Annotated in this window: 19 protein-coding genes; 7 read left to right on the top strand and 12 right to left on the bottom strand. The window is 72.7% G+C overall.

Going from position 1 to position 22855, the window contains the following annotated elements:
* Nucleotides 1–4: 4 nt before the first annotated feature.
* Nucleotides 5–1681, bottom strand: coding sequence for an alkaline phosphatase D family protein (locus tag ACFYSH_RS23465; protein WP_388754929.1), 1677 nt, complete (start codon nt 1679–1681; stop codon nt 5–7).
* A gap of 182 nt (nt 1682–1863) precedes the next feature.
* Nucleotides 1864–2508: an HNH endonuclease family protein gene (locus ACFYSH_RS23460; RefSeq protein WP_359471238.1), complete on the bottom strand. Its 645-nt coding sequence runs from the start codon at nt 2506–2508 to the stop codon at nt 1864–1866.
* A 262-nt stretch (nt 2509–2770) separates the two neighbouring features.
* Between ACFYSH_RS23460 and ACFYSH_RS23455 the strand changes: the two genes are divergently transcribed.
* Entirely contained in the window at nt 2771–3505 is a 735-nt protein-coding gene (locus tag ACFYSH_RS23455; protein ID WP_388754926.1) for an ABC transporter permease, read from the top strand.
* A 16-nt stretch (nt 3506–3521) separates the two neighbouring features.
* On the opposite strand, the gene ACFYSH_RS23450 is transcribed toward ACFYSH_RS23455, so the two are convergent.
* Nucleotides 3522–4184 carry an HAD-IA family hydrolase gene (locus ACFYSH_RS23450; protein ID WP_359471243.1) on the bottom strand — a complete coding sequence of 221 codons (663 nt, stop codon included), beginning with the start codon at nt 4182–4184 and terminating at the stop codon, nt 3522–3524.
* A 178-nt stretch (nt 4185–4362) separates the two neighbouring features.
* Nucleotides 4363–5367, bottom strand: a complete 1005-nt coding sequence (locus ACFYSH_RS23445) for a peptidoglycan-binding protein (protein WP_388754923.1) — start codon at nt 5365–5367, stop codon at nt 4363–4365.
* A 139-nt stretch (nt 5368–5506) separates the two neighbouring features.
* On the opposite strand from ACFYSH_RS23445, the gene ACFYSH_RS23440 reads away from it, so the two are divergent.
* Complete coding sequence (locus tag ACFYSH_RS23440) at nt 5507–7552, top strand: DHA2 family efflux MFS transporter permease subunit (protein WP_388754920.1); 2046 nt, start codon at nt 5507–5509, stop codon at nt 7550–7552.
* A gap of 14 nt (nt 7553–7566) precedes the next feature.
* On the opposite strand, the gene ACFYSH_RS23435 is transcribed toward ACFYSH_RS23440, so the two are convergent.
* Nucleotides 7567–8043 (bottom strand): GNAT family N-acetyltransferase, encoded by a 477-nt coding sequence (locus ACFYSH_RS23435; protein ID WP_359471249.1) that lies wholly within the window; start codon nt 8041–8043, stop codon nt 7567–7569.
* Between the two features lie 68 nt (nt 8044–8111).
* Between ACFYSH_RS23435 and ACFYSH_RS23430 the strand changes: the two genes are divergently transcribed.
* On the top strand, nt 8112–9194 hold the full coding sequence (locus tag ACFYSH_RS23430) for a serpin family protein (protein WP_388754917.1): 1083 nt from the start codon (nt 8112–8114) through the stop codon (nt 9192–9194).
* 176 nt (nt 9195–9370) lie between these two features.
* Nucleotides 9371–11407, top strand: a complete 2037-nt coding sequence (locus ACFYSH_RS23425; protein ID WP_359471253.1) for a bifunctional glycosyltransferase 87/phosphatase PAP2 family protein — start codon at nt 9371–9373, stop codon at nt 11405–11407.
* A gap of 50 nt (nt 11408–11457) precedes the next feature.
* Here the strand turns inward: ACFYSH_RS23425 and ACFYSH_RS23420 are convergent, their stop codons facing one another.
* Nucleotides 11458–12822 carry an MFS transporter gene (locus tag ACFYSH_RS23420; protein WP_359471255.1) on the bottom strand — a complete coding sequence of 455 codons (1365 nt, stop codon included), beginning with the start codon at nt 12820–12822 and terminating at the stop codon, nt 11458–11460.
* A 228-nt stretch (nt 12823–13050) separates the two neighbouring features.
* Nucleotides 13051–13713: a TetR family transcriptional regulator gene (locus ACFYSH_RS23415; protein WP_359471257.1), complete on the bottom strand. Its 663-nt coding sequence runs from the start codon at nt 13711–13713 to the stop codon at nt 13051–13053.
* A gap of 204 nt (nt 13714–13917) precedes the next feature.
* Between ACFYSH_RS23415 and aroQ the strand changes: the two genes are divergently transcribed.
* The 3 genes from aroQ to ACFYSH_RS23400 are packed head-to-tail and all read left to right on the top strand — an operon-like array spanning nt 13918 to nt 17088.
* A complete protein-coding gene (gene aroQ, locus ACFYSH_RS23410; RefSeq protein ID WP_359471259.1) occupies nt 13918–14388 on the top strand; it encodes a type II 3-dehydroquinate dehydratase in 471 nt (156 codons plus the stop codon).
* Nucleotides 14385–15248 carry a shikimate dehydrogenase gene (locus ACFYSH_RS23405; protein ID WP_359471261.1) on the top strand — a complete coding sequence of 288 codons (864 nt, stop codon included), beginning with the start codon at nt 14385–14387 and terminating at the stop codon, nt 15246–15248. Before aroQ ends, ACFYSH_RS23405 begins: the two co-directional genes overlap by 4 nt.
* 19 nt (nt 15249–15267) lie before the next feature.
* On the top strand, nt 15268–17088 hold the full coding sequence (locus ACFYSH_RS23400) for a bifunctional sugar phosphate isomerase/epimerase/4-hydroxyphenylpyruvate dioxygenase family protein (RefSeq protein ID WP_388754912.1): 1821 nt from the start codon (nt 15268–15270) through the stop codon (nt 17086–17088).
* On the opposite strand, the gene ACFYSH_RS23395 is transcribed toward ACFYSH_RS23400, so the two are convergent.
* From ACFYSH_RS23395 to ACFYSH_RS23375, 5 genes are read right to left on the bottom strand one after another with little or no spacing between them, the layout of a single operon-like run.
* Nucleotides 17089–17907 carry an ECF transporter S component gene (locus tag ACFYSH_RS23395; protein WP_359471265.1) on the bottom strand — a complete coding sequence of 273 codons (819 nt, stop codon included), beginning with the start codon at nt 17905–17907 and terminating at the stop codon, nt 17089–17091.
* Nucleotides 17904–19619, bottom strand: a complete 1716-nt coding sequence (locus ACFYSH_RS23390; protein ID WP_359471267.1) for an ATP-binding cassette domain-containing protein — start codon at nt 19617–19619, stop codon at nt 17904–17906. Before ACFYSH_RS23390 ends, ACFYSH_RS23395 begins: the two co-directional genes overlap by 4 nt.
* Nucleotides 19616–20761 carry an energy-coupling factor transporter transmembrane protein EcfT gene (locus ACFYSH_RS23385; RefSeq protein ID WP_359471269.1) on the bottom strand — a complete coding sequence of 382 codons (1146 nt, stop codon included), beginning with the start codon at nt 20759–20761 and terminating at the stop codon, nt 19616–19618. Before ACFYSH_RS23385 ends, ACFYSH_RS23390 begins: the two co-directional genes overlap by 4 nt.
* Entirely contained in the window at nt 20758–21432 is a 675-nt protein-coding gene (locus tag ACFYSH_RS23380) for an SCO2322 family protein (RefSeq protein ID WP_359471271.1), read from the bottom strand. Before ACFYSH_RS23380 ends, ACFYSH_RS23385 begins: the two co-directional genes overlap by 4 nt.
* Nucleotides 21429–22688 carry a prenyltransferase/squalene oxidase repeat-containing protein gene (locus ACFYSH_RS23375; protein WP_359471273.1) on the bottom strand — a complete coding sequence of 420 codons (1260 nt, stop codon included), beginning with the start codon at nt 22686–22688 and terminating at the stop codon, nt 21429–21431. Before ACFYSH_RS23375 ends, ACFYSH_RS23380 begins: the two co-directional genes overlap by 4 nt.
* Nucleotides 22689–22855 lie beyond the last annotated feature (167 nt).

The following is a 22855-nucleotide window of genomic DNA, read 5'->3' as shown; positions in this document are numbered from 1 at the left end:
TTGGTCATCCGTTCGAAGTCAGCGTGCGCTCCAGAACGGTCTCGAGCTGTGCCCCCGTCGGTCTGTCCCTGGCCTGAACCAATGTCAGCGCAGCTTTTCGGCCGTGCAGGGTGAGGGTCATGAGCTGATTGCCGAACCACGGTCCGCCCGCCTTGTGCCAGCGCAGGGGAGGGCTCCCCGTCCGCCCGTGGCGCGCCAGCGCGCGCCCCAGCCATCGGCCGGCCCCGCTCCAGCCGAAGCGGAAGCCGGCGCGTAGGTAGCCGGGGACGGAGTTGTGCACGGGAGAGCAGGTCAGCTGCAGGACGTGTGAGGCCGGAGCGTCCTCCCGGGCAGAACCGGACCACTGTGGTTCGGCGATGTACGCATGGTGCACATCGCCCGACAGCACGCATACCGTCGCAGGTGCGCCCGGCCCGCTCCCCGCCTCCCTGAGGAGCTCAGACAGTCGGCGGAAGGACTCCGGGAACGCCGCCCAATGCTCCAGGTCACCGGCCCTGCGCACCTTCTCCCCGAAGCGCGCCCAGCGCTCACCCCGCTCGCCACCGCACAGGGCCGCGTTCCAGGTCTCCGCGTCGTGTATGAGGGGTGGCAGCAGCCACGGAAGCGAGGTGCCGATCAGCAGATGGTCGACCGCGCCGGGGTCCGCGAGCATCTCGTCGCGCAGCCACCGGGCCTCCTCGTCGCGGAGCATCGACCGCTGCTGTTCCTCGAGGGTCCGGGCCGCCCGGGTGTCCACCATCAGCAGCCGTACTCGGCCGAAAACACGTCGATAGCTCCACCGGGCCCGCGTGGGGTCGGCGTCCGCGGCCGCCGCGTGGCCCCGCAGCGTCTCGGTGCCGTCCGGGGCGGCACGTACGGCCGCGTAGACCGGGTCGGCCTCCAGGGCGTCGGGGGAGAGGTTGCCGAGGTGCTGGTAGACCCAGTACGACATGAGACCGCTGATGATCCGCTCGTGCCACCACGGTGTACGGCGCATGTCCTGGAGCCAGGCGGCGCTGGTGTTCCAGTCGTCGATGACGTCGTGGTCGTCGAAGATCATGCAGCTGGGGATCGTGGAGAGGAGCCAACGCACGTCCGGGTCGCGCCAGGACTCGTCGTAGAGGTGGGTGTACTCCTCGTAGTCCGCGACCTCCGCACCCGGGGCCTCGGCCAGGTCGCGGCGGGCGGCCAGCCGCCGCTGGGTGGCCGGCGACGTCTCGTCCGCGTACACCTGGTCACCGAGGAGCAGGAGGACGTCCGGGCGTGTCGCCTCCGGGTCGCCGACGAGGCGGGTGGCCAGCGCGTCGAGCGCGTCGGGGCCGATGGCGTCGTGCCCGTGCGCCGGAGGGGCCGCCCAGCGGCAGGAGCCGAAGGCCACACGAACAGGGCCCGCCTCCGCCGGCTGCGGTACGGCGGGAGTGGTGATGCTGCTCGGGGGGAAGTCGTGGTCCTCGGGCGGCCATACGCGGTGGCCGTCGAGCAGCACCTCGTAGGGGGTGGTCGAGCCGGGTGTCAGGCCCGTCACCACGACCAGGGCGTAGTGGTGCCCTTCGACGGAGAACGTGGGGGAGACGCCGGCCGCCCCGTCCGCACAGCGGACCTCCGCCGTGCAGGGCCTGGTGGCCTCCACCCAGACCGTCGCCCGTGAGCCGGACTCCCAGTCGACGTATCTCAGCAGTGGTCCCAGGCGTAGCCCGGCCATGTGTGCCCTCCTCGCGTCGGCGTGACCGATGGCTCCGTAGGTTACGGAACGACGGAGGAGGGCCGCTGGGTTCCGCCCGGGGCAACGTGTCCGCGGGTGGTCAGTGGTGGTAGGTGTGGGCGACGGCGTGTCCCTGGCCGCGGCCGGTCACCCGGGTGGGCCCGCCGGGGCGGGGAGGTGGGTCAGCAGCCGTTGAGGACGGACTGCAGGGCGCTCTTCTCGGTGGAGTCGACGGTGAGGTCGTAGTGGTGCTTCACGTGGACCCAGGCGCGGGCGTAGGTGCAGCGGTACGCGGTGCGCGACGGGAGCCACTCGCCCGGGTCCTGGTCGCTCTTGGACTGGTTGACGTTGTCGGTGACCGCGATGAGCTGGGGGCGGGTCAGGTCGTTGGCGAAGGCCTGGCGCTGCGTGTTGGTCCAGCCGCCGGCCCCGGAGCGCCACGCCTCGGCGAGCGGGACCATGTGGTCGATGTCCAGGTCGGACGCCGCGGTCCAGGTGGCGCCGTCGTACTGCGAGTACCAACTGCCGCTGGTCGCGGCGCAGGAGGAGTCCTGCACGACGCCGGTGCCGTCACGCTTCAGCACCACTTCGCGGGTGTTGCAGGCTCCCGACTGGGTGATCCAGTGGGGGAACTTGTCGCGGCTGTAGCCGGACGAGGAGCCCTCGGCGGAGACGGTGAGCTGACTCAGATACGAACGGGCGGTCGAGGCGCTGACCGGGGTGGGCATCGCGGCCTGGGCGGTCGGGGCCGTGAGGAGCCCGGTGGTGGCGGCGAGCGCGGCCGAGGCGGCGAGGACTGCTATGCGACGCGCGTAGATACCTGACATGCGAACTCCCTTGATGTGGAAAGACGTTGGGCGGGTGACCGCAAAGCCAGGCCATCGTGGCGGCGCCGGGTTTCGGTGGGGTGGTCACCAGGTAACAGAGTGACGACATGTGCACGTCACATCAAGAGGTAGGGGTGGTAGGTCTGATGTGCCGTCCGAAGCGTGTTCGACCTCGGCGGGTGAGGGGGCGACAGTTCTTGCAGGTCCGCGCGGGGCGTCGCCAGGCAGGCGGGACTTTCGAAACGCGCCCTAGGGTGGCAGCGTGCTGCTTCCGGTCACTCCCGCGCTCGGTGTCGTGCTCGCCCTGCTCCTGGTGTTCGCCGTCGCCGTCGCCGCGTGGGCCTCGCTGGGCCGTTCCCGCGAGATCGCCGTCGCCGGGCTGCGCGCCGCGGTGCAGCTTGCCGCCGTCTCCCTGCTCATCGGCTGGGTGGTGCGTTCCCTGGGGCCCCTGCTCGGCTTCCTGGTGCTGATGTTCGCGGTCGCCGTGCGCACCGCGGGCCGGCGGCTCACCCGTAACCGCACCTGGTGGTGGGCCGCGCTGCCCATCGGTGCGGGCGTCCTGCCCGTGGTCGCCGTACTGCTGCTGAGCGGGCTCCTCCCGGTGCGCGGCATCGCGCTCATCCCGGTCACCGGCATCCTCATCGGGGGCGCCCTCACCGTGACCGTGCTCGGCGGGCGGCGCGCGCTGGACGAACTCGCGACACGGCGGGGGGAGGTGGAGGCGGGGATGGCTCTTGGTCTGCTCGACCGGGAGGCCCGGCTGGAGATCGCACGCCCCGCGGCCTCGGACGCGCTGCTGCCGGGGCTGGACCAGGCCCGGACGGTGGGGCTCGTCACCCTGCCCGGGGCCTTCGTGGGCATGCTGCTGGGCGGCGCCTCACCCGTGGAGGCGGGCGCCGTGCAGTTGTTCGTCCTGGTGGCACTGATGGCGGTGCAGGCCGTCGCCGTCGCGCTGGTGTTGCAGCTGGTCGCGCGAGGGCTGCTGCACCGGGAGTGAGGGTGGGCGGGGGAGGCTACCGGACGTCGACGTGCAGACGGATCGAACCGTCCGCGGTCGCTTCCACCCGCAGGTGCGTCAGATCCTCGACGTGGACGTCGGGGGAGAGCGCCGCCGCGCGCGGGCCGACGCCCACGACGCGCATGCCGGCCGCGCGTCCCGCCGCGATACCCGCCTCGGAGTCCTCGAACACGACGCAGTCCGCCGGGTCGACGCCGAGCTCGGCGGCGCCCTTGAGGAAGCCCTCCGGGTCGGGCTTGCTGGCGCCGACCATCTCGGCGGTGACGCGGGTCTCGGGCATCGGCAGGACCGCCGCCGTCATCCGCGCCTGGGCGAGTGCCTCGTCGGCCGAGGTCACGAGCGCGTGGGGGAGGCCGGCGATCGACGCCATGAAGGCGGGGGCGCCGCCGATGGGCACCACGCCGTCCGTGTCCGCCGTCTCCTCGGCGAGCATGATCCGGTTCTCCGCGTAATTCTGCTCCATGGGGCGGTCCGGCAGCAGGGCGGCCATCGTGGCGTAACCCTGGCGGCCGTGGACCACCTTGAGTGCCGCCTCGGGATCGAGGCCCTGCGCGATCGCCCAGCGGCGCCAGCAGCGTTCCACCACCGCGTCGGAATTCACCAGGGTGCCGTCCATGTCCAACAGGAGGGCGCGGGCTTCGAGGACGGTGGCCGACATCGGCATGCTCCAGAGCGCGGGGGAACAGCTCGTAGCTGCGGTGAAGAAACAAGCAGCCCCGCCCGCCGGTCAGGGAGAACGAGCGGAGGCTACTTTGTTCCTCCACGATACAAAAACGGGCGCCAAAAGGCCAATCCCCTGGTCCGCCGACCCGTCGGCCCGCACGGGCGTCGGCCCCTCAGGAGCGGTGCCCCCTGCCGCCGCTCGTCTGCCCCTCCAGTGCCTGACGGGTCTCCGGCCCGTAGACGCCCGGCGGATCGCCCTGGACCGACACCCACCGCTGGTACTCGGCGACGGCACGCTCCACCTGCTCCGAGTAGGTACCGTCCTCCGGCCCCCGGTAGACCCAGACGTCCCGCAGCCGACGCTGGAGCTCGGACACCTCCGCCCCCTGGTCGCCGCGACGCAGCGTGCTCCCGGACACCTCCTCCGCGGGCGGCGCCGCCGGCGGCGTGGTGGGGGCCTTCGTCGTGGACACCGAGGGTGTCGGCGACGCCGGAGCGGCAGCCGAACGCGACGCCGACGGGCTCGCGGACGGGGACGGGGACGCCGAGGGCGACGCCGATGCCGAGCGGGACGGTGTTGTCGAGGGGGACGCCGAAGGGGAGGCGGACACGGACGCGGCCGGCTCGGTGCTCACGTCCGGCGCGCTCGTCGTGAGCTCGGGGAGTGCCGTGTGCCGACTGTCCTCGTCGTCGAACAGGCCGCTCGCGAAAGCGGCCGTGCCCACCACGGCGGCCACCGCCGCTCCCACGGCGACGACGGCGAACGGCCGCCGACGGCGCGGCTGTACGGGATCGGGCCCCTCGCCCGCGTAGGCCGCCGCCGTACGCCGGCGGGTCTCGTCCGCGACGGCGGCCTCGGGCGGCGCACCCGGCACGCCCTCCGGGCGCCCGGCGCGCGGAGCATCGGCGACCCCCGGCCCGGCACCCGGAACGCCGTCCAGGAACAGCGGCATCGTCGTGGCCGCCGCAGGGGTGCCGTGGTCCCGGTCCTGCGCGCCGTCGCTGTTCAGCGTCACGTACGGCCGGATCCGCAGCGGATCGAAGTCCTCGGCCGCCGCGATCTCCGCCGTACGGGCGTCCCGCCCGTCCCGCGCGGCCGTACCCGCTCCGCAGGCGCACCCCGCCCCGGGTCTCGCGCTCCGCTCGCCGCCGCACTCCGGGCATATATGTCCGGTCATCGTGGGTTCCCCTCCCCTTTGAACTGCCTGCGATTATGCAGGCCACCGCAGGGAAGCCCAACGCCCGTGGTGCTGCCCGGCAGGCCATAACAGAGCAGAGCGGCCAGGATGGGGATGAAGCGGACCCGAGGAGATGCTCATGGCCCAGCAGCTGAGCCCACCACCCCTTGCACCCGGTGAGGGGCGGACCCGGCGGAGTGTCCTGGTCTCCATCGGCGCGCTGCTTCTCGGCATGCTGCTCGCCGCACTCGATCAGACGATCGTGTCCACCGCACTGCCCACGATCGTCAGCGAACTGGGCGGCCTGGACCATCTGTCGTGGGTGGTCACCGCCTACATGCTGGCGGCGACCGCGGCCACCCCGCTGTGGGGGAAGCTAGGGGACCAGTACGGGCGCAAGAAGCTCTTCCAGACGGCCATCGTCATCTTCCTCATCGGCTCCGCGCTCTGCGGCATGGCCCAGAACATGCCGCAGCTGATCGGCTTCCGCGCCCTCCAGGGGCTCGGCGGCGGCGGGCTGATGGTGCTGTCGATGGCGATCGTCGGCGACATCGTCACCCCGCGCGAACGGGGCAAGTACCAGGGCCTGTTCGGTGCGGTCTTCGGCGTGACCAGCGTGCTGGGACCGCTGCTCGGCGGGTTCTTCACCGAGCACCTCAGCTGGCGCTGGGTCTTCTACGTCAACCTGCCCGTCGGCGTCGTCGCGCTGCTCGTCATCGCCGCCGCCCTGCACATCCCGGTCCGCCGCACCCAGCACACCATCGACTACCTGGGCACCTTCCTCATCGCCTCCGTCGCCACCTGCCTGGTTCTCGTCGCCTCGCTCGGCGGTACCACCTGGGCCTGGGGATCCGCGCAGATCATCGTCCTCGCGGTCCTCGCAGTGGTGCTGCTCGTGGCCTTCGTCGCGGCCGAGCGCCGGGCGGCCGAACCGGTCCTGCCTCTGAAGCTGTTCCGGATGAGGACCTTCACCCTCGTCGCCGCCATCAGTTTCGTCATCGGCTTCGCGATGTTCGGCGCCATGACCTACCTGCCGACCTTCCTCCAGGTGGTGCACGGCATCACCCCGACCATGTCCGGTGTGCACATGCTGCCCATGGTCCTCGGCCTGCTGCTCACCTCGACCGGCTCCGGCCAGATCGTCAGCCGGACGGGCCGCTGGAAGGTCTTCCCGATCGCCGGCACCGCCCTCACCGTGGCCGGCCTGCTGCTGCTCCACACGCTCTCCGAGAACAGCTCCACCTGGACGATGAGCCTCTGCTTCTTCGTCTTCGGCGCCGGGCTCGGCCTGGTGATGCAGGTGCTCGTGCTGATCGTCCAGAACTCCGTGGGCTACGAGGACCTCGGTGTCGCCACGTCCGGGGCGACCTTCTTCCGGTCGATCGGCGCGTCGTTCGGTGTGGCCGTCTTCGGCACCATCTTCACCAACCGGCTGACCGGCGAACTCGAGGCGGCGCTCAGCGGCCGTTCCCTTCCTCCCGGTGTCGACGCCGGGGCACTGGCCGCCGACCCCCGGGCCATCGGCCGGCTCCCGGCGGATCTGCGCCCCTCGGTCCTCAGCGCGTACTCGACCTCGATCACCGATGTCTTCCTCTACGCGGCGCCCGTCGTCCTCGTCGCGTTCCTCCTCGCCTGGTTCCTCAAGGAGGAACCCCTGCGCGGGTCGGTCACGGCGCCCGACACCAGTGAGACCCTGGCCTCGAACCCGGTCCATCGCTCCTCGTACGACGAATGCGCCCGCGCCCTGTCGGTGCTCGCCACGCGCGAGGGACGCCGGGAGATCTACGAGAAGATCACCGAGAAGGCCGGGTACGACCTGCAGCCCGCGGCCAGTTGGCTGCTGCTGCGCATCAAACGGCACGGCACCGTGGAGCCCGGGCGGCTGGCCGAGGTCGCCCCCGTGCCGCTGAGGGTGATCACCTCCGCCGCCAGCCAGGTGGAGGGACGCGGCTTCGCCCGGCGCGAGGGGATGCAGCTGGTCCTCACCGAGAAGGGCGCGGAGGCCGTGGTCCGGCTGTCCCGGGCCCGTGAGGAGTCCCTGGCCGCTCTGCTGGGCGACTGGTGGGGCCCGGACCGCCCCACCGACCTGGTCCGCCTGGTGACGGAGCTGTCGGCCGAGGTGAGCGGGTCCAGGCGGGAACAGCCGCACATGCCGGATCCGCGCCGCGACCACTCGATGGGCTGACCGGCGGCAGGGACTCAGAGCTCCTTGGCGAACCAGTGCTCCGCGTAGGGGCCCTGGTTGAACGCCGGCACCTCCTCGTACCCGTGCTTCGCGTACAGCCCCCGGGCCTCCACGAGGTCGTCACGGGTGTCCAGGCGGATCCGGTGCACGCCGTGAGCCCGCGCGGCATTCTCGATGCCCGCGAGCAGCAGGCCGCCGCCGCCCGACGAGCGGAAGGCGGGCCGGACGTACACCCGGGTCAGCTCCGCCGTCACCGCGTCGACCAGCCGCAGGCCCGCGCAGCTCGCCGCCTTGCCCCCGTAGCGCCCCACCAGGAACTCCCCCGTGGGCGGGGCGAGCAGGTCGACGCCGTCGTCCCTCAGTCCGTCGTCGATCTCCGTCCCGGTCGCAGGGCGGCCCCAGTAGCGGCTCGCCACCTCGTCGTAGTAGTCCCGCCGCAGCAGGGTCGCCTCGGGGCTGCCGAAGTGTTCGGGGGTCACGGTCCAGTTCACTGGTCCATTCTGTCCATGGTGTGACGGGATGACGAACCCATTGATACCCACAGGGGGCAGTGATGGCGATGGACAGGACAGCGGCCGTGCAGCGGCTCGCGGAACAGTGGATACGGCAGCTGGAGCGGCCCGGCGGGGGTGGCTTCGTGTGCTCGCCCGCCGGGCTGTGGCTGGCCCTGACCGCCGTCGCGGCAGGAGCACGTACGGAGACGGCGGAGGAGCTGCGCACCCTGCTCGGCGCGGCCGGTCAGGAGGCCGCGGCCGTGGTGACGGAGGCGGCGCGGGACTGGCGGCGCACCGAGGCGCTGAACGTGGCGACCCGGGTGTGGAACAGCGTGCCGCTCCACGCCGCGTACGAACAGTCGCTGCCCGACGTCGCGTTCGGCCCGGTCGACGTCGCGGAGATCGACGCGTGGGTCCGCGAGGAGACCGACGGCCTGATCGAGCGGCTGCCGCTGGACCTCGGTGGCGACGTCGCGCTCGCCCTGGTCAACGTGCTGGCCCTGCAGGCGCTCTGGGACGCGCCGTTCGACATGACCCGCACCCGTGACGTCCCCTTCACCGACGCCGCCGGCACGAGCCTGCCGGTGCCGACGATGCACGCGCCGGTCGCACACCGCGACGTGTGGACGGCCTCGGGCGCGTACGTCGTCGAGCTGCGCTGCCGCTCGGAGCGGTACGATACGGCGCCGGCACGGGTCAGGTTCGTGCTGGGGGCGCCGGGGGACGGGGCCGCGCAGGTGCTGCCCCTGGCGTGGGGCCGCACCGCGTCGAGGTCCGCGATCGACGCCGACGCGGTGACCGTCTCGCTGCCACGCCTCACCCTGCGGACACAGGTCCGGATCACGGAACAGTTGCCGGCGCTCGGTGTGCGGCTCGCGACCGACCCCGCGGCGGCGGACTTCTCCGGCCTCTCGCCCGTGCGCCTGCACGTCTCCGAGGCGGTCCAGGAAGCCGTGGTGAAGATCGCGGAGAAGGGGGTGGAGGCCGCGGCGGTCACGGTCGTGGCCGCGAGGGCCGCCGCCCCGAGGCCGCGGGTGGTGCGGCACATTGCCTTCGACCGGCCCTTCGGCATCGTCGTCCTGGACGGCTCGTCGGACGTCCCCCTCTTCACGGGCTGGCAGGCGGACATGCCCGTGTACGAGAGCTGAATTCCGGCTGGTTCGACGGGCCGCCCACCGGGATTCGGGCATGCGGCCGGCGAATCCCCGATGACAGTCAGGCGAAGAGGGGGTGGAGTGTGTCTACCTCATAGGGCAATGCGAGGCTTCATCCGCACATACCCGGCCGATGGGGCAGTGCATGGAAACGGGAGGGTCGGCGCAGCGTGACAGATGTGGAGCGCAGTGTGCGGGGGGACGCGGCGGCGGATCCGAGGGCCGCGGTGGTCAGAGCGGTCCTCTGGCTGCTCGTGGGGGTCCTCGCGGTGCGGCAGGTGGCGGTGGTGCTCAGACGGCCGCCCGGCGAACGGCTCACCGATCTGGAGACCTGGACCGGGGCGACCGGGGTCCTGCACATCGCGGGATCCCTGTACGACCCGGGCCGGTTCACCGGGACGCCGTTCGCCGGGCTGGTCCTGAAACCGCTGACGGTCTCGGCCGAACAAGCCCTCGGCGTCGTATGGACGTTCGGCTCGCTGCTGCTCGTCGTGGTGCTCGGGTTCGTCGCCGTCCGCGCGCTGCCGGCCCCGGTGAGCCGGCGCACCGCGTTCCTGGCGGCGCCCGTCGCGATCGCGCTGCTGATGGTGTCGCTGCCTGTCCGTAACACCCTGCACCTGGGCCAGACCAGCATCCTGCCGGTCCTGCTGGTGCTCCTCGCCTGCTTCGCGGTACGCGGTGAGCGGCTTCCGGGCGTACTGACCGGTGTCGCCGCGGCGCTCCAGCCCGCCGTCCTGCTCTTCGCGGTCCTGTTCTGGCTCACCGGCAGACGCCGGGCGGCTGCGAGCGGCGGTGTCACCTTCGCCGTCTGCACCGCGTTGGCCTGGGTGGCGATGCCCCGTGACTCCTGGGCGTACTGGGTGCACCATCTCGCGGGTGCCGGACTCGGGGAGCGTCCGGACAGCCTGGCGAACCAGTCCCTGCACGGCGCGCTGCTGCGGTTCGGGCTCCAGGGGCCGCTCGAGATCGTGCTGTTCCTGGTCCTGGCCGCCGCCGTCACGTTCCTCGGGCTGCGCCGCGCGGCCCGTTACGCACGGGACGGGCAGCTGCTCCTGGCCGTCGCCGTCACCGGCTGCGTCGCCGTCGCCGTGTCGCCCACCGCCTGGCAGCACCAGCTGCTGTGGGTGCTGCTCGCCGTCGTCGGCCGCGTCGGCACCCGGGCCTCGGACCGGCTGGTCTGGCCGACGGTCGTGGTGCTCGTCCTCACCCTGCCCGGGAAGATGCTGCTGCCGAACGTCGGCGTGATAGTCCCCGTGCGGGACAACGCGCTGCTCGTCGCCGCGCTCGCCGCGGCGTGCGCGGTGCCGTTCCTGGCCCGCACCTCGCCCCACTGGCAGCGGCCGGTCCCCACGGACCACGCGAAGCCCGTGCCGGCGCGGTACGCGTGGGTGCCGCTGCTGCCGTTCTGGCGCCGGGTACTCAGCCGACCCAACCTGTTGCTGGAACTGCTGCTCATCCGGGTCGTCTACTCCGCGTACGCGCAGGTCCGGCTGGCGGCGACCGCCGGGCGTCCCACCGCCGAGGAGCACGGCCGGCAGATCCACTCCGCCGAGCAGTGGCTGCACATCGACATCGAGCACTGGGTCAACCACACGGTCGTCGGCATCCCCTGGCTGCGCGAGTTCTTCGACTACTACTACTCGACGTTCCACTTCATCGTGCCGCTCGCGATCCTCGGGGTGTTGTACGTACGCCGGCCCTCCGACTACCGCTGGGCCCGTACCACCATCGGCTTCGCCACGGTCCTCGCCCTGCTCGGCTTCTGGCTCTACCCGCTGGCACCGCCGCGTCTGATGCCGGGACTCGGCTTCATCGACACGGTCCACGGCGTGCAGGACCTGGACAGCCCCGACTTCGGAGCGCTGACCGCGATGACCAACCAGTACGCGGCGATGCCTTCGCTGCACTTCGGATGGTCGCTCTGGTGCGGTGTGGTGATCGTGCTGCTCGCGCCGAAGGCGTGGATGAAGGCGCTCGGCCTGCTGCACCCGCTGTTCACGGTCTCGTGCATCGTCGCCACGGGCAACCACTGGGTGCTCGACGCGGTCGGCGGTGCGGTGGTGGTGGCGGCGGGCTTCGGGCTGGCGTACGCCCTGGCCGGGCCGCGCGGGCTCCAGGCCCGTACCGGCCCGTCCGAACGTCCTGCCCGGGAGGCGGGGGACGCCGACGGGGAGCCGCTGCCCGAACCGGCGGGCACCAAGGCGTAGCGCCCGCCGGCGGGCGGAAGGGCCGCTCCCGTGCGGCGCCGGCACGGGGATCAGGCCCCGGCCGGCGCTCCGGCCTTCGCGGGAACCTCGTCGCTCCTCTCCCCGAGCTTCTCCGTCTCCACGTGAGCCGTCTCGCGGGCGCTCAGGGCCGCGACGACAGGCGGCACACAGAGCGCGGCGGCGAAGAGGGCGACACCGGCCCAGTTGTCGCCGTCGGGCCCGGCGATCTGCGAGGCGAAGGCGACGGCGAATCCGGCGATGGCGAAGCCGGTCTGGGTGCCGATCGCCATGCCCGAGAGCCTGACCCGGGTGGGGAACATCTCGGCGTAGAAGGAGGGCCAGATGCCGTTGGCCGCGCTGTAGACGACGCCGAAGACCAGCACCCCGAGGATCAGTACCAGCGGATAGCTGCCGGTGGAGATCGCCCACAGGTACAGAGGCATCACCACCGCGCTGCCGACGGCGCCGACGAGGAACACCGGACGGCGTCCGACGCGGTCGGAGAGCCGGGCCCACAGCGGAATGGTGAACAGGGCGACCACGTTGGCCAGCGCGCCCACCCACAGCATGCCGGTGCGGCTCAGGCCGACGGCGTCACTCGTCGCGTACGACAGCGCCCAGACGGTGAAGATCGTGCTGACGGTGGCGATCACGGAGGCCGCGACGACCCGCAGCACATCGGCCCAGTGGTCGCGCAGCAGCACGGCCAGCGGCATCTTCGCCACACCCTCGGTGGCCGCCTGCTTGGTGAAGACCGGGGTCTCCTCCAGGGTGCGGCGGATGACGTACCCGGTGACCGCGACCACGACGCTCAGCCAGAACGGGATGCGCCATCCCCAGGAGAGGAGCTGTTCCTCGGGCAGGGCGGCGACCGGGATGAAGGCCAGGGTCGCGATCAGCTGGCCTGCCTGGGTCCCGTTGATGGTGAAGCTGGTGAAGTAGCCGCGGCGGTGCGAGGGCGCGTGTTCCAGGCTCATGGAGTTGGCGCTGGCCTGTTCGCCCGCCGCGGAGATGCCCTGCATGATCCGCAGGACGACGAGCAGGACGGGTGCGGCCACGCCGATCTGGTCCCGGGTGGGCAGACAGCCGATGAGGAACGTCGATACGCCCATCAGCATCAGCGTGAAGACCATGATCTTCTTGCGGCCGAGCCGGTCCCCGACGTGTCCGAGGAAGAGCGCGCCGACCGGGCGGGCCGCGTAGGCGACGCCGAAGGTGGCCAGCGACAGCAGGGTCGCGTTCGCGGGATCGGACTCGTCGAAGAAGACCTTGGGGAAGATCAGCGCCGCCGCGCTGCCGTAGATGAAGAAGTCGTAGTACTCCAGCGCGCTGCCGATCCAGGCGGCGAGCGCGGCTTTACGGGGCTGTGCCTGCGGCTGGGGCGGGGGACCGGCGGAAGGGTCGTGAGCGGTCACGTCGGGCTCCTTCGGGGACGTTCCGTGCGGGGGAGGGCGAGCGGACCCGGCTAATTAACGCACTAGGTAGTTAGTTGCGGATGGCTACGGATGCTGCGAGCAGTTGTCGCCCCTGTCAAGAGTTCGCGCAGGATCGGATCCGGGCCCGTGCGGACATCCGGCCCCGATGCTCCCGAAAAGTCCCGGCCGGTCCCGCCCGCCCGGTCGCCGGGCCGCACCGTCCGGGCCCTACGCCGCCCGGTCGGCCGTGAGGTAGGCGATGATCATGTCGCCGAGCATGGTCCGGTAGTGCTCGCGCCGGCCCGCGTCCACCAGGTCGCGGCCGAAGAGGGCGCCGAAGGTGTGCCTGTTGGCGATGCGGAAGAAGCAGAACGAGCTGATCATCGCGTGCAGATCCACGGCGTCGACGTCGGCCGTGAACAGCCCCGACGCGCGCCCCGTGTCGAGAATGCGCCGCAGGACCTCGATAGCCGGGGAGCTGATGCGGCTCAACTCTGCGGATGCGGCGATGTGTTCGGCCTCGTGGATGTTCTCGATGCTGACCAGGCGGATGAAGTCCGGGTGGTCCTCGTGGTGGTCGAAGGTCACCTCGGCCAGTCGGCGGACCGCCGCCACGGGGTCCAGGTGCTCGACGTCCAGCAGCTGTTCGGCCTCCCGGATCCTGGTGTACGCGCGCTCCAGGACGGCGGTGAACAGCTGCTCCTTGCCGCCGAAGTAGTAGTAGATCATCCGCTTCGTCGTGCGGGTGCGGGCGGCGATCTCGTCGACCCGGGCGCCCGCGTAACCGAGGCGGGCGAATTCCCGCGTCGCCACGGTCAGGATCTCGGCCTTGGTGCGCGCCGAGTCGCGGGTACGCACGGCGGGCTGGGCGGGTCCTTCGGTGCTGGTCATCCGGATCCTTCGCGGCAGGCGGTGCGTGCCCGCGATTCTAGGGCGTGCTTCGAAAGTGGCGCCGTCCGCCCGAAGGGCGGGCGGGACTTTCGGAACACGCCCCGGGTGGCCGTTTCGGCCCGGGGTCTTCCCTGGGAGGTCGTCTTTGGGTATGACTAACTAACCAGTCCGTACATTGAGCCGTCACATCAACGGGAGTGAGCGATGCCGAACCCCCCGGTCCCGCCGACCGGCGTCTCCGTCCTCGTGCTGAACGGGCCGAATCTCAATCTGCTCGGCCTGCGCGAGCCCGAGGTGTACGGCGAGGACACCCTGGCCGGCATCGACGAGCTCTGCCGGAGCACCGCGGCGGCCCACGGGCTGCGCGCCGACTGCCGGCAGAGCAACCATGAGGGTGTGCTCGTCGACGCCATCCATGAAGCCCGCACCGCGCACCGGGGCATCGTGATCAACCCCGCCGGGTACAGCCACACCTCGGTCGCCGTGCGTGACGCGCTCGCCGCCGTGGAGCTGCCCGTCGTGGAGGTCCACCTCTCGAACATCCACCGGCGCGAGGCCTTCCGTCACCACAGTTACGTCTCGGCCGTCGCCGACACCGTCATCTGCGGGGCGGGCGCCCATGGATACGCCCTGGCCCTCACCCACCTCGCGAAGCTCCTGGAGGAGAACCGGTGAGCCCGGACTCGTATCTCGTCGGACTCATCGGCTCCGGTATCGGGCCCTCGCTGAGCCCGGCGCTCCACGAACGCGAAGCGGACCGGCAGGGGCTGCGCTACCTCTACCGCCTCATCGACATCGGCACGCTCGGTGTCCCGCCGGAGAAGACCGGTGAACTCGTCCGCTCCGCACGTGACATGGGGTACGACGGCCTCAACGTCACCCACCCCTGCAAACAGCAGGTCCTCGCCCACCTCGACGCGCTCTCACCGCATGCCGAGGCCCTCGGCGCGGTGAACACCGTGGTCTTCGAGGGCGATCTCGCGATCGGCCACAACACCGACGCGACCGGTTTCGCCGCCTCCTTCGCCCGCGGTCTGCCGGACGCCCCGCTGGACCGGGTCGTGCAGCTGGGGGCGGGCGGTGCCGGCGCCGCGGTCGGCCACGCCCTCCTCGCCCTCGGCGCCGGCCGGCTCACCGTGCTGGACGCCATGCCGGACCGGGCGGCGGCCCTCGCGGAGTCCCTGAACCACCACTTCGGCCCCGGCCGGGCCGCCGCCGCGGACCTCCTGGACATCGCGGGACGGACGGCGGACGCCGATGGTCTGGTCAACGCCACACCCATCGGCATGGCCGCACACCCCGGACTCCCGCTCCCCGCCGACCTGCTGCATCCCGGACTGTGGGTCGCCGAGGTCGTCTACCGGCCGCTGGAGACCACACTCGTCCGCACCGCCCGGGCCCTTGGCTGCCCCACTCTCGACGGCGGGGGCATGGCCGCCTTCCAGGCCGCCGACTCCTTCCGTCTCTTCACCGGCCGCGAACCCGACACCGCCCGCATGCTCGCCGACATCGCCGATCTCACGTCCACGCGCTGAAGCCCGCAGGAGGACCGACATGCGTACGTCCATCGCCACCGTCTCGCTCAGCGGAACGCTCACCGAGAAACTCGCCGCGGCAGCGCGCGCGGGTTTCGACGGCGTCGAGATCTTCGAGAACGACCTGATCGGGAGTCCGCTGAGCCCCGAGGAGATCGGGGAGCGGGCGGCGGATCTCGGCCTGACGATCGATCTCTTCCAGCCCATGCGCGACATCGAGGCCGTCCCCGCCGACGAGTTCGCCCGGAATCTGCGGCGCGCCGAGCACAAGTTCCGGCTGATGCGGCGGCTCGGCGCGGACACCGTACTGGTCTGCTCCAGCGTGTCGCCGTACGCCGTCGACGACGACGCCCTCGCCGCCGAGCAGCTGCGCCGGCTGGCGGACCTCGCACAGGAGTCGGGCATCCGGGTCGCGTACGAGGCGCTGGCCTGGGGCCGTCACGTCAGCACCTACGAGCACGCCTGGCGCATCGTCGAGGCCGCGAACCATCCCGCCCTCGGGGTCTGCCTGGACAGCTTCCACATCCTGGCCAGGGGATCCGACGTCACCGGGATCGAGGACATCCCCGGTGACAGGATCTTCTTCCTGCAACTCGCAGACGCCCCGCAGATGGCCCTGGACGTGTTGCAGTGGAGCCGCCACCACCGCTGCTTCCCCGGCCAGGGCGACCTCGACGTCACCGGGCTGGTGCGCGCCGCCGTCCGTGCCGGATACGACGGACCCCTCTCGCTGGAGGTGTTCAACGACGTCTTCCGCCAGGCGGACGCGGGCCGTACCGCGATCGACGCCCGGCGCTCGCTGACACTCCTCCAGGAGTCGGCGGGGCTGATCGCGCCTCCGGCGCCGGTCGTGCCCACCGGTTTCGCCTTCGTGGAGATCGCCACGGCCGACGCCGCCAGGATCGCGCCCCTGCTGACCGCGCTGGGCTTCGCGCGCACAGCCAGGCACTCCGGCAAGCCGGTGGACCTCTGGGAACAGGGCGAGGCCCGCATCCTGATCAACACCGACACCGGCATCCACCGCCCGGAGCCCTCGCTCACCGCGGTGGGCCTGGAGAGCCCCGACCCCACGGGAGCCTCCGCGCGGGCCGAGTCGCTGCTCGCGCCCGTCCTGCCCCGGCGCCGTGCCCCCGGCGACGCCCCGCTGGACGCGGTGGCCGCACCCGACGGCACCGAATTCTTCTTCTGCGTCACCGAGCGGACCGCAGGCCCCGACGACACCGGCCATCCCGTGCGCGCCGGGTGGACCGGGGACTTCGCGTCCGCCCCGCACACCCCCGCCCCGATCGGGGTCACCCGCGTCGACCATGTCGCGCTGACCCAGCCCTGGCACCACTTCGACGAGGCGACCCTCTTCCACCGCGGCGTCCTCGGTCTCCGCCCGCACGCGAGCGTCGACCTCGCCGACCCGTACGGCCTGCTCCGCAGCCGGGCCGTCAGCAACGAGGACGGCACCGTGCGCATCGCCCTCGGCGTGGGCGCGTCCCCCACGGAGGATCCGGCCCGCGGAGGGAGGCCCCAGCACGTCGCCCTGGTCACCGACGACCTCGTCACCACGGTCCGTCGGGCCCTCGCGGCAGGCGCCCGGATGCTGCCGGTTCCCGCGAACTACTACGACGACCTGGCCGCGCACCACGCATTCGCCCCGGGCGAGCTGGAGACCTACCGGGACCTGGGCATCCTCTACGACCGCGACGAGAAGGGGGAGTTCCGGCACTGCTACACCGTGACGACCGGCCGCGTCTTCTTCGAACTCGTCGAGCGCGGCGGCGGATACGACGGATACGGCGCCAGGAACGCCCCCGTCAGGCTCGCCGCGCAGCACGCGCTGGCCGAATGATCAGTCCGCCCGGACCTCGAAGTCCGCCCGCGCGTCGAACGCGGCGCGGCGGGTGGCCCGGCGCAGGGCTCTCAGCAGCGTGGGCCCGACGGTCACCGTCAGCGCCACGGTGAGGACGGCGCGGCCCAGGTCCCAGCCGAGCGAGGTGGCGGTGCAGTAGGCGAGGAAGCGGACCAGGTTCTCGTGCAGCGGGTCACCCGCGACGAAGGAGATTCCCGAGCCGAGCCCCGGCACGATCGTCCAGCCGTACAGGTTCATCACCGTGCCGTACGCGAACGCGGCGAGGAAGCCGTACCCCGTCAGCACCAGCAGCTCGCCCCGGCCTCGCAGCCGCTCCGGGCCGGGGAGCAGACCGGCGCCCATGGTGAACCAGCCCATCGACAGCATCTGGAACGGCATCCACGGCCCGACCCCGCCCGTGAGCAGGGCCGAGGCGAACATCGTGACCGAGCCGAGCACGAATCCGAAGCCGGGGCCCAGCACCCGGCCGCTCAGCACCATCAGGAAGAACATCGGCTCCAGTCCGGCCGTACCCGCGCCCAGCGGACGCAGCGCCGCCCCGACCGCCGCGAGGACGCCGAGCATCGCGACGGCCTTCGCGTCCAGACCCGAGTCCGCGATCGTCGCGAGGACCACCCCGACGAGCAGGACGAGCAGGACGGCGAACAGCCACGGCGCGTCCTGCGCGTGGGCGAGACCGGAGTCGGCGCCCGCCAGCAGCGGCCAGCCGAACCCGACCAGTCCGACCGCGCTGATCAGCACGAGCGCGGCGACGGCGTGCGGGCCGAGCCGCACCGGGCGGCCGGACCCGGCCGTCATACGAGGTCCTCCAGAGCCGTCCGCACCTGCGACACCGTCAGCCACTCACGCGGCGCCAGGATCTTCGACGTCTGCGGGGCGAACGCGGGGGAGGAGACCACGACCTGCCGGGTCGGTCCGTCGGCCACGGCCTCGCCGTCGGCGAGGATCACCACCCGGTCGGCCAGCTCCGCCGTCAGCTCCACGTCATGGGTGGCCAGGACGATGGCGTGCCCCTCCGCGGCCAGCCTCCGCAGTACGCCGACGAGCCGGGCCTTCGCCGCGTAGTCCAGGCCACGCGTCGGCTCGTCCAGGAGGAGGAGCGGGGGCCGGGCGGTCAGGACGAGGGCGAGGGCGAGGGCGAGGCGCTGCCCCTCGGACAGATCACGGGGGTGGGTCTCGTCCGGCACACCGGGCAGCAGCTCGGAGACCAGGGCCCGGCAACTGCCCGCGGGCGCGTCCGCGTCGGAGTCCGCCGCCGCGCACTCGGCGGCGACGGTGTCGGCGTACAGCAGGTCGCGTGGTTCCTGCGGCACGAGTCCGACCCGGCGTGCCATGGTGCGTGGCGCCGTACGGGACGGCTGCAGTCCGCCGACGAGGACCGAACCCGTGGTCGGTTCGGTCGTGCCGACCAGCGTCGTCAGCAGGGTCGACTTGCCCGCGCCGTTGCGGCCCATCAGCGCCACCGTCTCGCCCGGCGAGACGGACAGCGTCAGACCGCGCAGCGCCTGGACACGTCCGTGGCGCACCCCGAGTCCCTCGACCCGGGCGACCGGGTCCTGGACCAGGGGCTCCACGGGGGCCGCGTCCGGACGACGGCCGAACAGCCGACCCAGGAAACCGGGGCGGGAGACGGCCCGAGCGGGGAGTGGGGCCACCGCGGCGTCCGCCGGGGCGGTGCGTGCCGGCGGACGCACACCGGCCAGCCGCTCCCGCAGGTCCCCCGCCCGGCGCCGGGCGTCGCGCACCGACAGCGGCAGCGGATCCCAGCCCACCAGCCGGCCCAGGGCCACCACCGGAGGCCGGACGGGCGAGAGCGCCATGATGTCGGCGGGCGCGCCCATCACCGGGGCGACGCCGGACGCGGGCAGCAGGAGGACCTGGTCGGCGTACTGCACCACGCGCTCCAGCCGGTGTTCGGCCATCAGCACCGTCGTGCCCAGGTCGTCCACCAGCCGCTGGAGGACCGCCAGGACGTCTTCGGCCGCCGCCGGGTCCAGGGCGGACGTCGGCTCGTCCAGGACCAGGACCCTGGGGTGCGGGGTGAGGACCGAGCCGATCGCGACGCGTTGCCGCTGGCCCCCGGAGAGCGTGGCGATCGGCCGGTCACGCAGCTCGGCGAGTCCCAGCAGGTCCAGCGTCTCCTCGACCCGGCGCCGCATCACGTCAGGTGCGAGGCCCAGCGACTCCATGCCGTACGCCAGCTCGTCCTCGACGGTGTCCGTGACGAAGTGGGCGAGCGGGTCCTGGCCCACCGTGCCGACCAGGTCGGCCAGCTCGCGGGGCTTGTGGGTACGGGTGTCACGGCCGCCGACCGTGACCCGGCCGGTCAGCACGCCGCCCGTGAAGTGCGGCACGAGACCGGACACCGCACCCAGCAGAGTCGACTTGCCGACACCGGACGGGCCGACGACCAGCACCAGTTCGCCCTCGGGGATCGTGAGGTCGACCCCGGACAGGGTGGGGTGCTCGGCGCCCTCGTAGCGCACCGACACGTGCTCGAACCGGATCATGAGCGCTCCTTGGAGTCCGAGGGGGAAGGGGGCAGCGGCGCCACCACGGCGGGCAGCAGCCCGACCAGTACGGCGGCGGCCGGCCACAGCGGGAGTACGGGGGCGGTCAGCGGTACGACACCGGGGTGCAGGGCCCCCGGGTCCGTGGCGGTCGCCCAGACCATCGCGGCCGCGACGAACGCGCCCGAGGCGGCGACGAGCCAGGCCCGTACGCCCCAGCGGTCCGGGCGGTAGCGGGTACGGACCGAGCGGCGCCCGCCTAGCCGGAGCCCGGCCATCGCCGCGACCAGCCCGGCCAGCAGCAACGGCAGCCCGTGCACGGCGCCCTGCGCGGCCAGCAGCCCGTACGTCCCCGCGCAGACCCCCAGCAGGCCGCCCAGGGTGAGCACATGCGTGGTGCGGCGGACGGCGGGCGGAACCTGCGCGGTGCGCCCGTACCCCCGCGCGTCCATCGACGCGGCGACGGCCACCGAACGCTCCAGCGCGCCCTCCAGCACCGGCAGCCCGATCTGGAGCACCGCCCCGATCCCGCCGGTCGGACGGCCGCGCAGTCTGCGTGCCGTCCGCAACCGCGCGACGTCGGCGACCATGTTCGGCGCGAACGTCATCGCGACGACGACGGCCACCCCCACCTCGTACAGGGCGCCGGGCAGGGATTTCAGCAACCGGGCCGGGTTGGCCAGCGCGTTCGCGGCGCCGACGCAGATCAGCAGCGTGGCCAGCTTCGCACCCTCGTACAGCGCGAACACCAGCTGCTCCGCCGTGACCCGCCCGCCGATACCGACCCCCTGTGCCCAGTCGGGCAGCGGCACCCCGGGCATCGTGAACAGGGTGTGCGTGCCGGGGACGGAGGAGCCGAGGACGACGGAGAACACCAGCCGCGCGGCGACGACGAACAACCCGATCCTGATGAACATCCCGTACGAACGGGCCCATGGCGCGTCCGTACGGCGCGCCGCCACCACGTAGCCGGCCACACCCACCAGCAGGCCGAGCAGCAACGGGTTGGTCGTACGGGACGCGGCGGTCGCCAGCCCGAGTGCCCACAGCCACCAGGCCCCGGCCGGAAGCGCGTTGCCCCGGCCGGCCTCGGGGGCGCGCAGGGCAGGGTGGAGCCGGGCCGGGCCGGTGGAGCGGGTCATCGGCGGCGGCGGGCCCGCAGCACAGCGGCGACACCCAGGACGAGCACCGCGCCGACACCGGTGAGCACACCGGCCGACGGGCCGCCGTCCTCGTCGGAGGTGCCCGCGTCGGCCGTCGACGCCGCGGCCGGATCGCCGGGCTCCGAGGCGGCGGGGTCCCCGCCGGTCTGTTCGCCGCAGCCCGAGCGCGGATAGCCCGTGATCGCGCAGAGCATCGCGGAGCTGTCGTACCGCAGCGGCTTCGCCACCGCGGCGAGGGCGTCGGCCGTGCTCGCGTCCGGCGCGACCTGGGCACAGGCGGTGCGCAGCGCGGGCGGCTTCTCACCGTCCGGCGCGTCCGCCGGCGTACCCGGGTCGATGACCAGCGCGATCCGCTTGAGGCCGTCCTTCGCCGGGGTGGCCGCGCAGACGCGCCCGAAGTCCGGTGCGCGGCGCGGCTGCGCCGAGTCCTGGGAGTCCTCGCTCACCGAGAAGCGGAAACCCTGCACCGCGCCGTCGTCGGGCCGGACGACGGAAGGCCCCTGGGTGGCGTACGTCCAGCCCTTCCCGCCGTCGCCCTCCCAGAACGACCAGTAGCGGTAACCGGCTGCCTGCGCGCTCCCCGCGCCCAGCCCCGCCAGGACGGCACCGAGGAGGAGAAGCAGTGCCGCCTTCCTCAGCGGGCGCCTCACAGCTGCTGGTTCTTCCGGCGTCCGCTGAGCAGGAAGCCGATGCCCGCGCCGAAGGCGAGACCGATGCCGATGATCCACCAGAGGCCGAGCCCCTCGTCGTCGCTGCTGGTGTCCGCGGGCTTGTCCGGTGCCGTCGCGGTCGGCGAGGGCACGGCGGTGGCGGCGGGCGCCGGACCCGTGGCGTTGAGCTGCCTGACGAGGTCGACGCCACCGAAGTCACGGGCGTCGGTGCCGGTCGCGTGGGCCGCCAGCACCAGCTGGGCGGTGGCGGCGGGGCCACCCTCCTTCGCCCAGCCCTGCGCGTGCTTCTCCAGATACGCGACCGCTCCGGCCGCCTTGTCCTTGTGGCCGGACGCCGCGAGCGCCACGACCGCGTCCGCGGTGTTCCCGAAGTCGGGCTGCGGGGCTGACTCCTCGGCGCCCGGCATCGGCGGCAGGTCCAGGTGTCCCGACCCGGCGAGTGTCCGCGCCAGGTAGTGGGCCCCGTTCTGTGCGGACTGCTCGGGGGTGAGGCCGTCGCCCTCGTGACAGACGGGGGCCTTCGCCACGTTGTAGTTCCCCGAGGCCATGCCCTTGCCCATCGCGCCGATGACCGCGGCCGCCGTGGCGTCCGCGTTGGCGGCGAGCCTGCCGTCCTTGTCCGGCTGGTAGGCGAACGCCCCGCCGTCCTCGCCCCCGCAGGGCAGCGCGAAGGTCTGCAGCGCCGTGTACGGAGTCTTCCCGCCCGCCGTGGTGACCTCGGCGAGCGGCACACCCGCCCGCGCCAGTGCCCCGGCCACGACACCGGTGGAGTTGGCGTCGCTCGGGCTGCCCGCGTGGTAGCCCCAGCCGCCGTCCTCGTTCTGCACGGACTTCAGCCAGCTGACCCCGTTGTCCACGACCTCGCGGTGCGCGGCCAGCTCGACCAGGGCCTGGACCGCGGCCGCCGTGGCGTTGGTGTCCGCGACCGTCGTGGAGTCGCAGGGCTCGGAGGCGTCGCGGTACGCGGCGAAGGCCCCGCTGTCGCACTGCTGGCCGACGAGCCAGTCCACCGACTGCGTGGCGGGCGTGACCAGCTCGACCTTCTGGGCGAGGAAGGCCAGCGACTGGCGCCACACCCCGTCGTACGTCGGGTCCTTGCTGCCGTACAGCCCCGCCGGAAGGCCAGGTGTGGACGGGGACGGGGACGGGGACGGCGCGGCGGCCGCCACCGGGGCGGCCGCTCCACAGAGCACGGCGGTGAGCGCGAGCGCTGCCGCGCGGCGGCGTACGGACATGGCGGGCCGGGCCTCTCGAATGGGGTTTCCCCTGCTCGAGCTGAGCCGAGCGCGTAGGGGTTGGGTCGGCGCCGGATTCGCACCGGCTTCCCCCTGTACGGGCATGATGACGACCCGCCCACTCTACCGGGGCACCCCGGGCCGCCTTCGGGCGGACAGCCGCACGC

This window comes from Streptomyces sp. NPDC005791 (assembly GCF_042871485.1).
GTDB lineage: Bacteria > Actinomycetota > Actinomycetes > Streptomycetales > Streptomycetaceae > Streptomyces.
Note: the sequence above shows the minus strand (reverse complement) of the source record. Positions and strands in the feature narration are given on the sequence as shown.

Excerpts from the sequence above, each read along its gene's own strand:
- ACFYSH_RS23465 (WP_388754929.1), bottom strand. The coding sequence starts at position 1,681 with ATGGCCGGGCTACGCCTGGGACCACTGCTGAGATACGTCGACTGGGAG.
- ACFYSH_RS23460 (WP_359471238.1), bottom strand. The coding sequence starts at position 2,508 with ATGTCAGGTATCTACGCGCGTCGCATAGCAGTCCTCGCCGCCTCGGCC.
- ACFYSH_RS23450 (WP_359471243.1), bottom strand. The coding sequence starts at position 4,184 with ATGTCGGCCACCGTCCTCGAAGCCCGCGCCCTCCTGTTGGACATGGAC.
- ACFYSH_RS23445 (WP_388754923.1), bottom strand. The coding sequence starts at position 5,367 with ATGACCGGACATATATGCCCGGAGTGCGGCGGCGAGCGGAGCGCGAGA.
- ACFYSH_RS23440 (WP_388754920.1), top strand. The coding sequence starts at position 5,507 with ATGGCCCAGCAGCTGAGCCCACCACCCCTTGCACCCGGTGAGGGGCGG.
- ACFYSH_RS23430 (WP_388754917.1), top strand. The coding sequence starts at position 8,112 with ATGGACAGGACAGCGGCCGTGCAGCGGCTCGCGGAACAGTGGATACGG.
- ACFYSH_RS23415 (WP_359471257.1), bottom strand. The coding sequence starts at position 13,713 with ATGACCAGCACCGAAGGACCCGCCCAGCCCGCCGTGCGTACCCGCGAC.
- aroQ (WP_359471259.1), top strand. The coding sequence starts at position 13,918 with ATGCCGAACCCCCCGGTCCCGCCGACCGGCGTCTCCGTCCTCGTGCTG.
- ACFYSH_RS23400 (WP_388754912.1), top strand. The coding sequence starts at position 15,268 with ATGCGTACGTCCATCGCCACCGTCTCGCTCAGCGGAACGCTCACCGAG.
- ACFYSH_RS23395 (WP_359471265.1), bottom strand. The coding sequence starts at position 17,907 with ATGACGGCCGGGTCCGGCCGCCCGGTGCGGCTCGGCCCGCACGCCGTC.
- ACFYSH_RS23390 (WP_359471267.1), bottom strand. The coding sequence starts at position 19,619 with ATGATCCGGTTCGAGCACGTGTCGGTGCGCTACGAGGGCGCCGAGCAC.
- ACFYSH_RS23385 (WP_359471269.1), bottom strand. The coding sequence starts at position 20,761 with ATGACCCGCTCCACCGGCCCGGCCCGGCTCCACCCTGCCCTGCGCGCC.
- ACFYSH_RS23375 (WP_359471273.1), bottom strand. The coding sequence starts at position 22,688 with ATGTCCGTACGCCGCCGCGCGGCAGCGCTCGCGCTCACCGCCGTGCTC.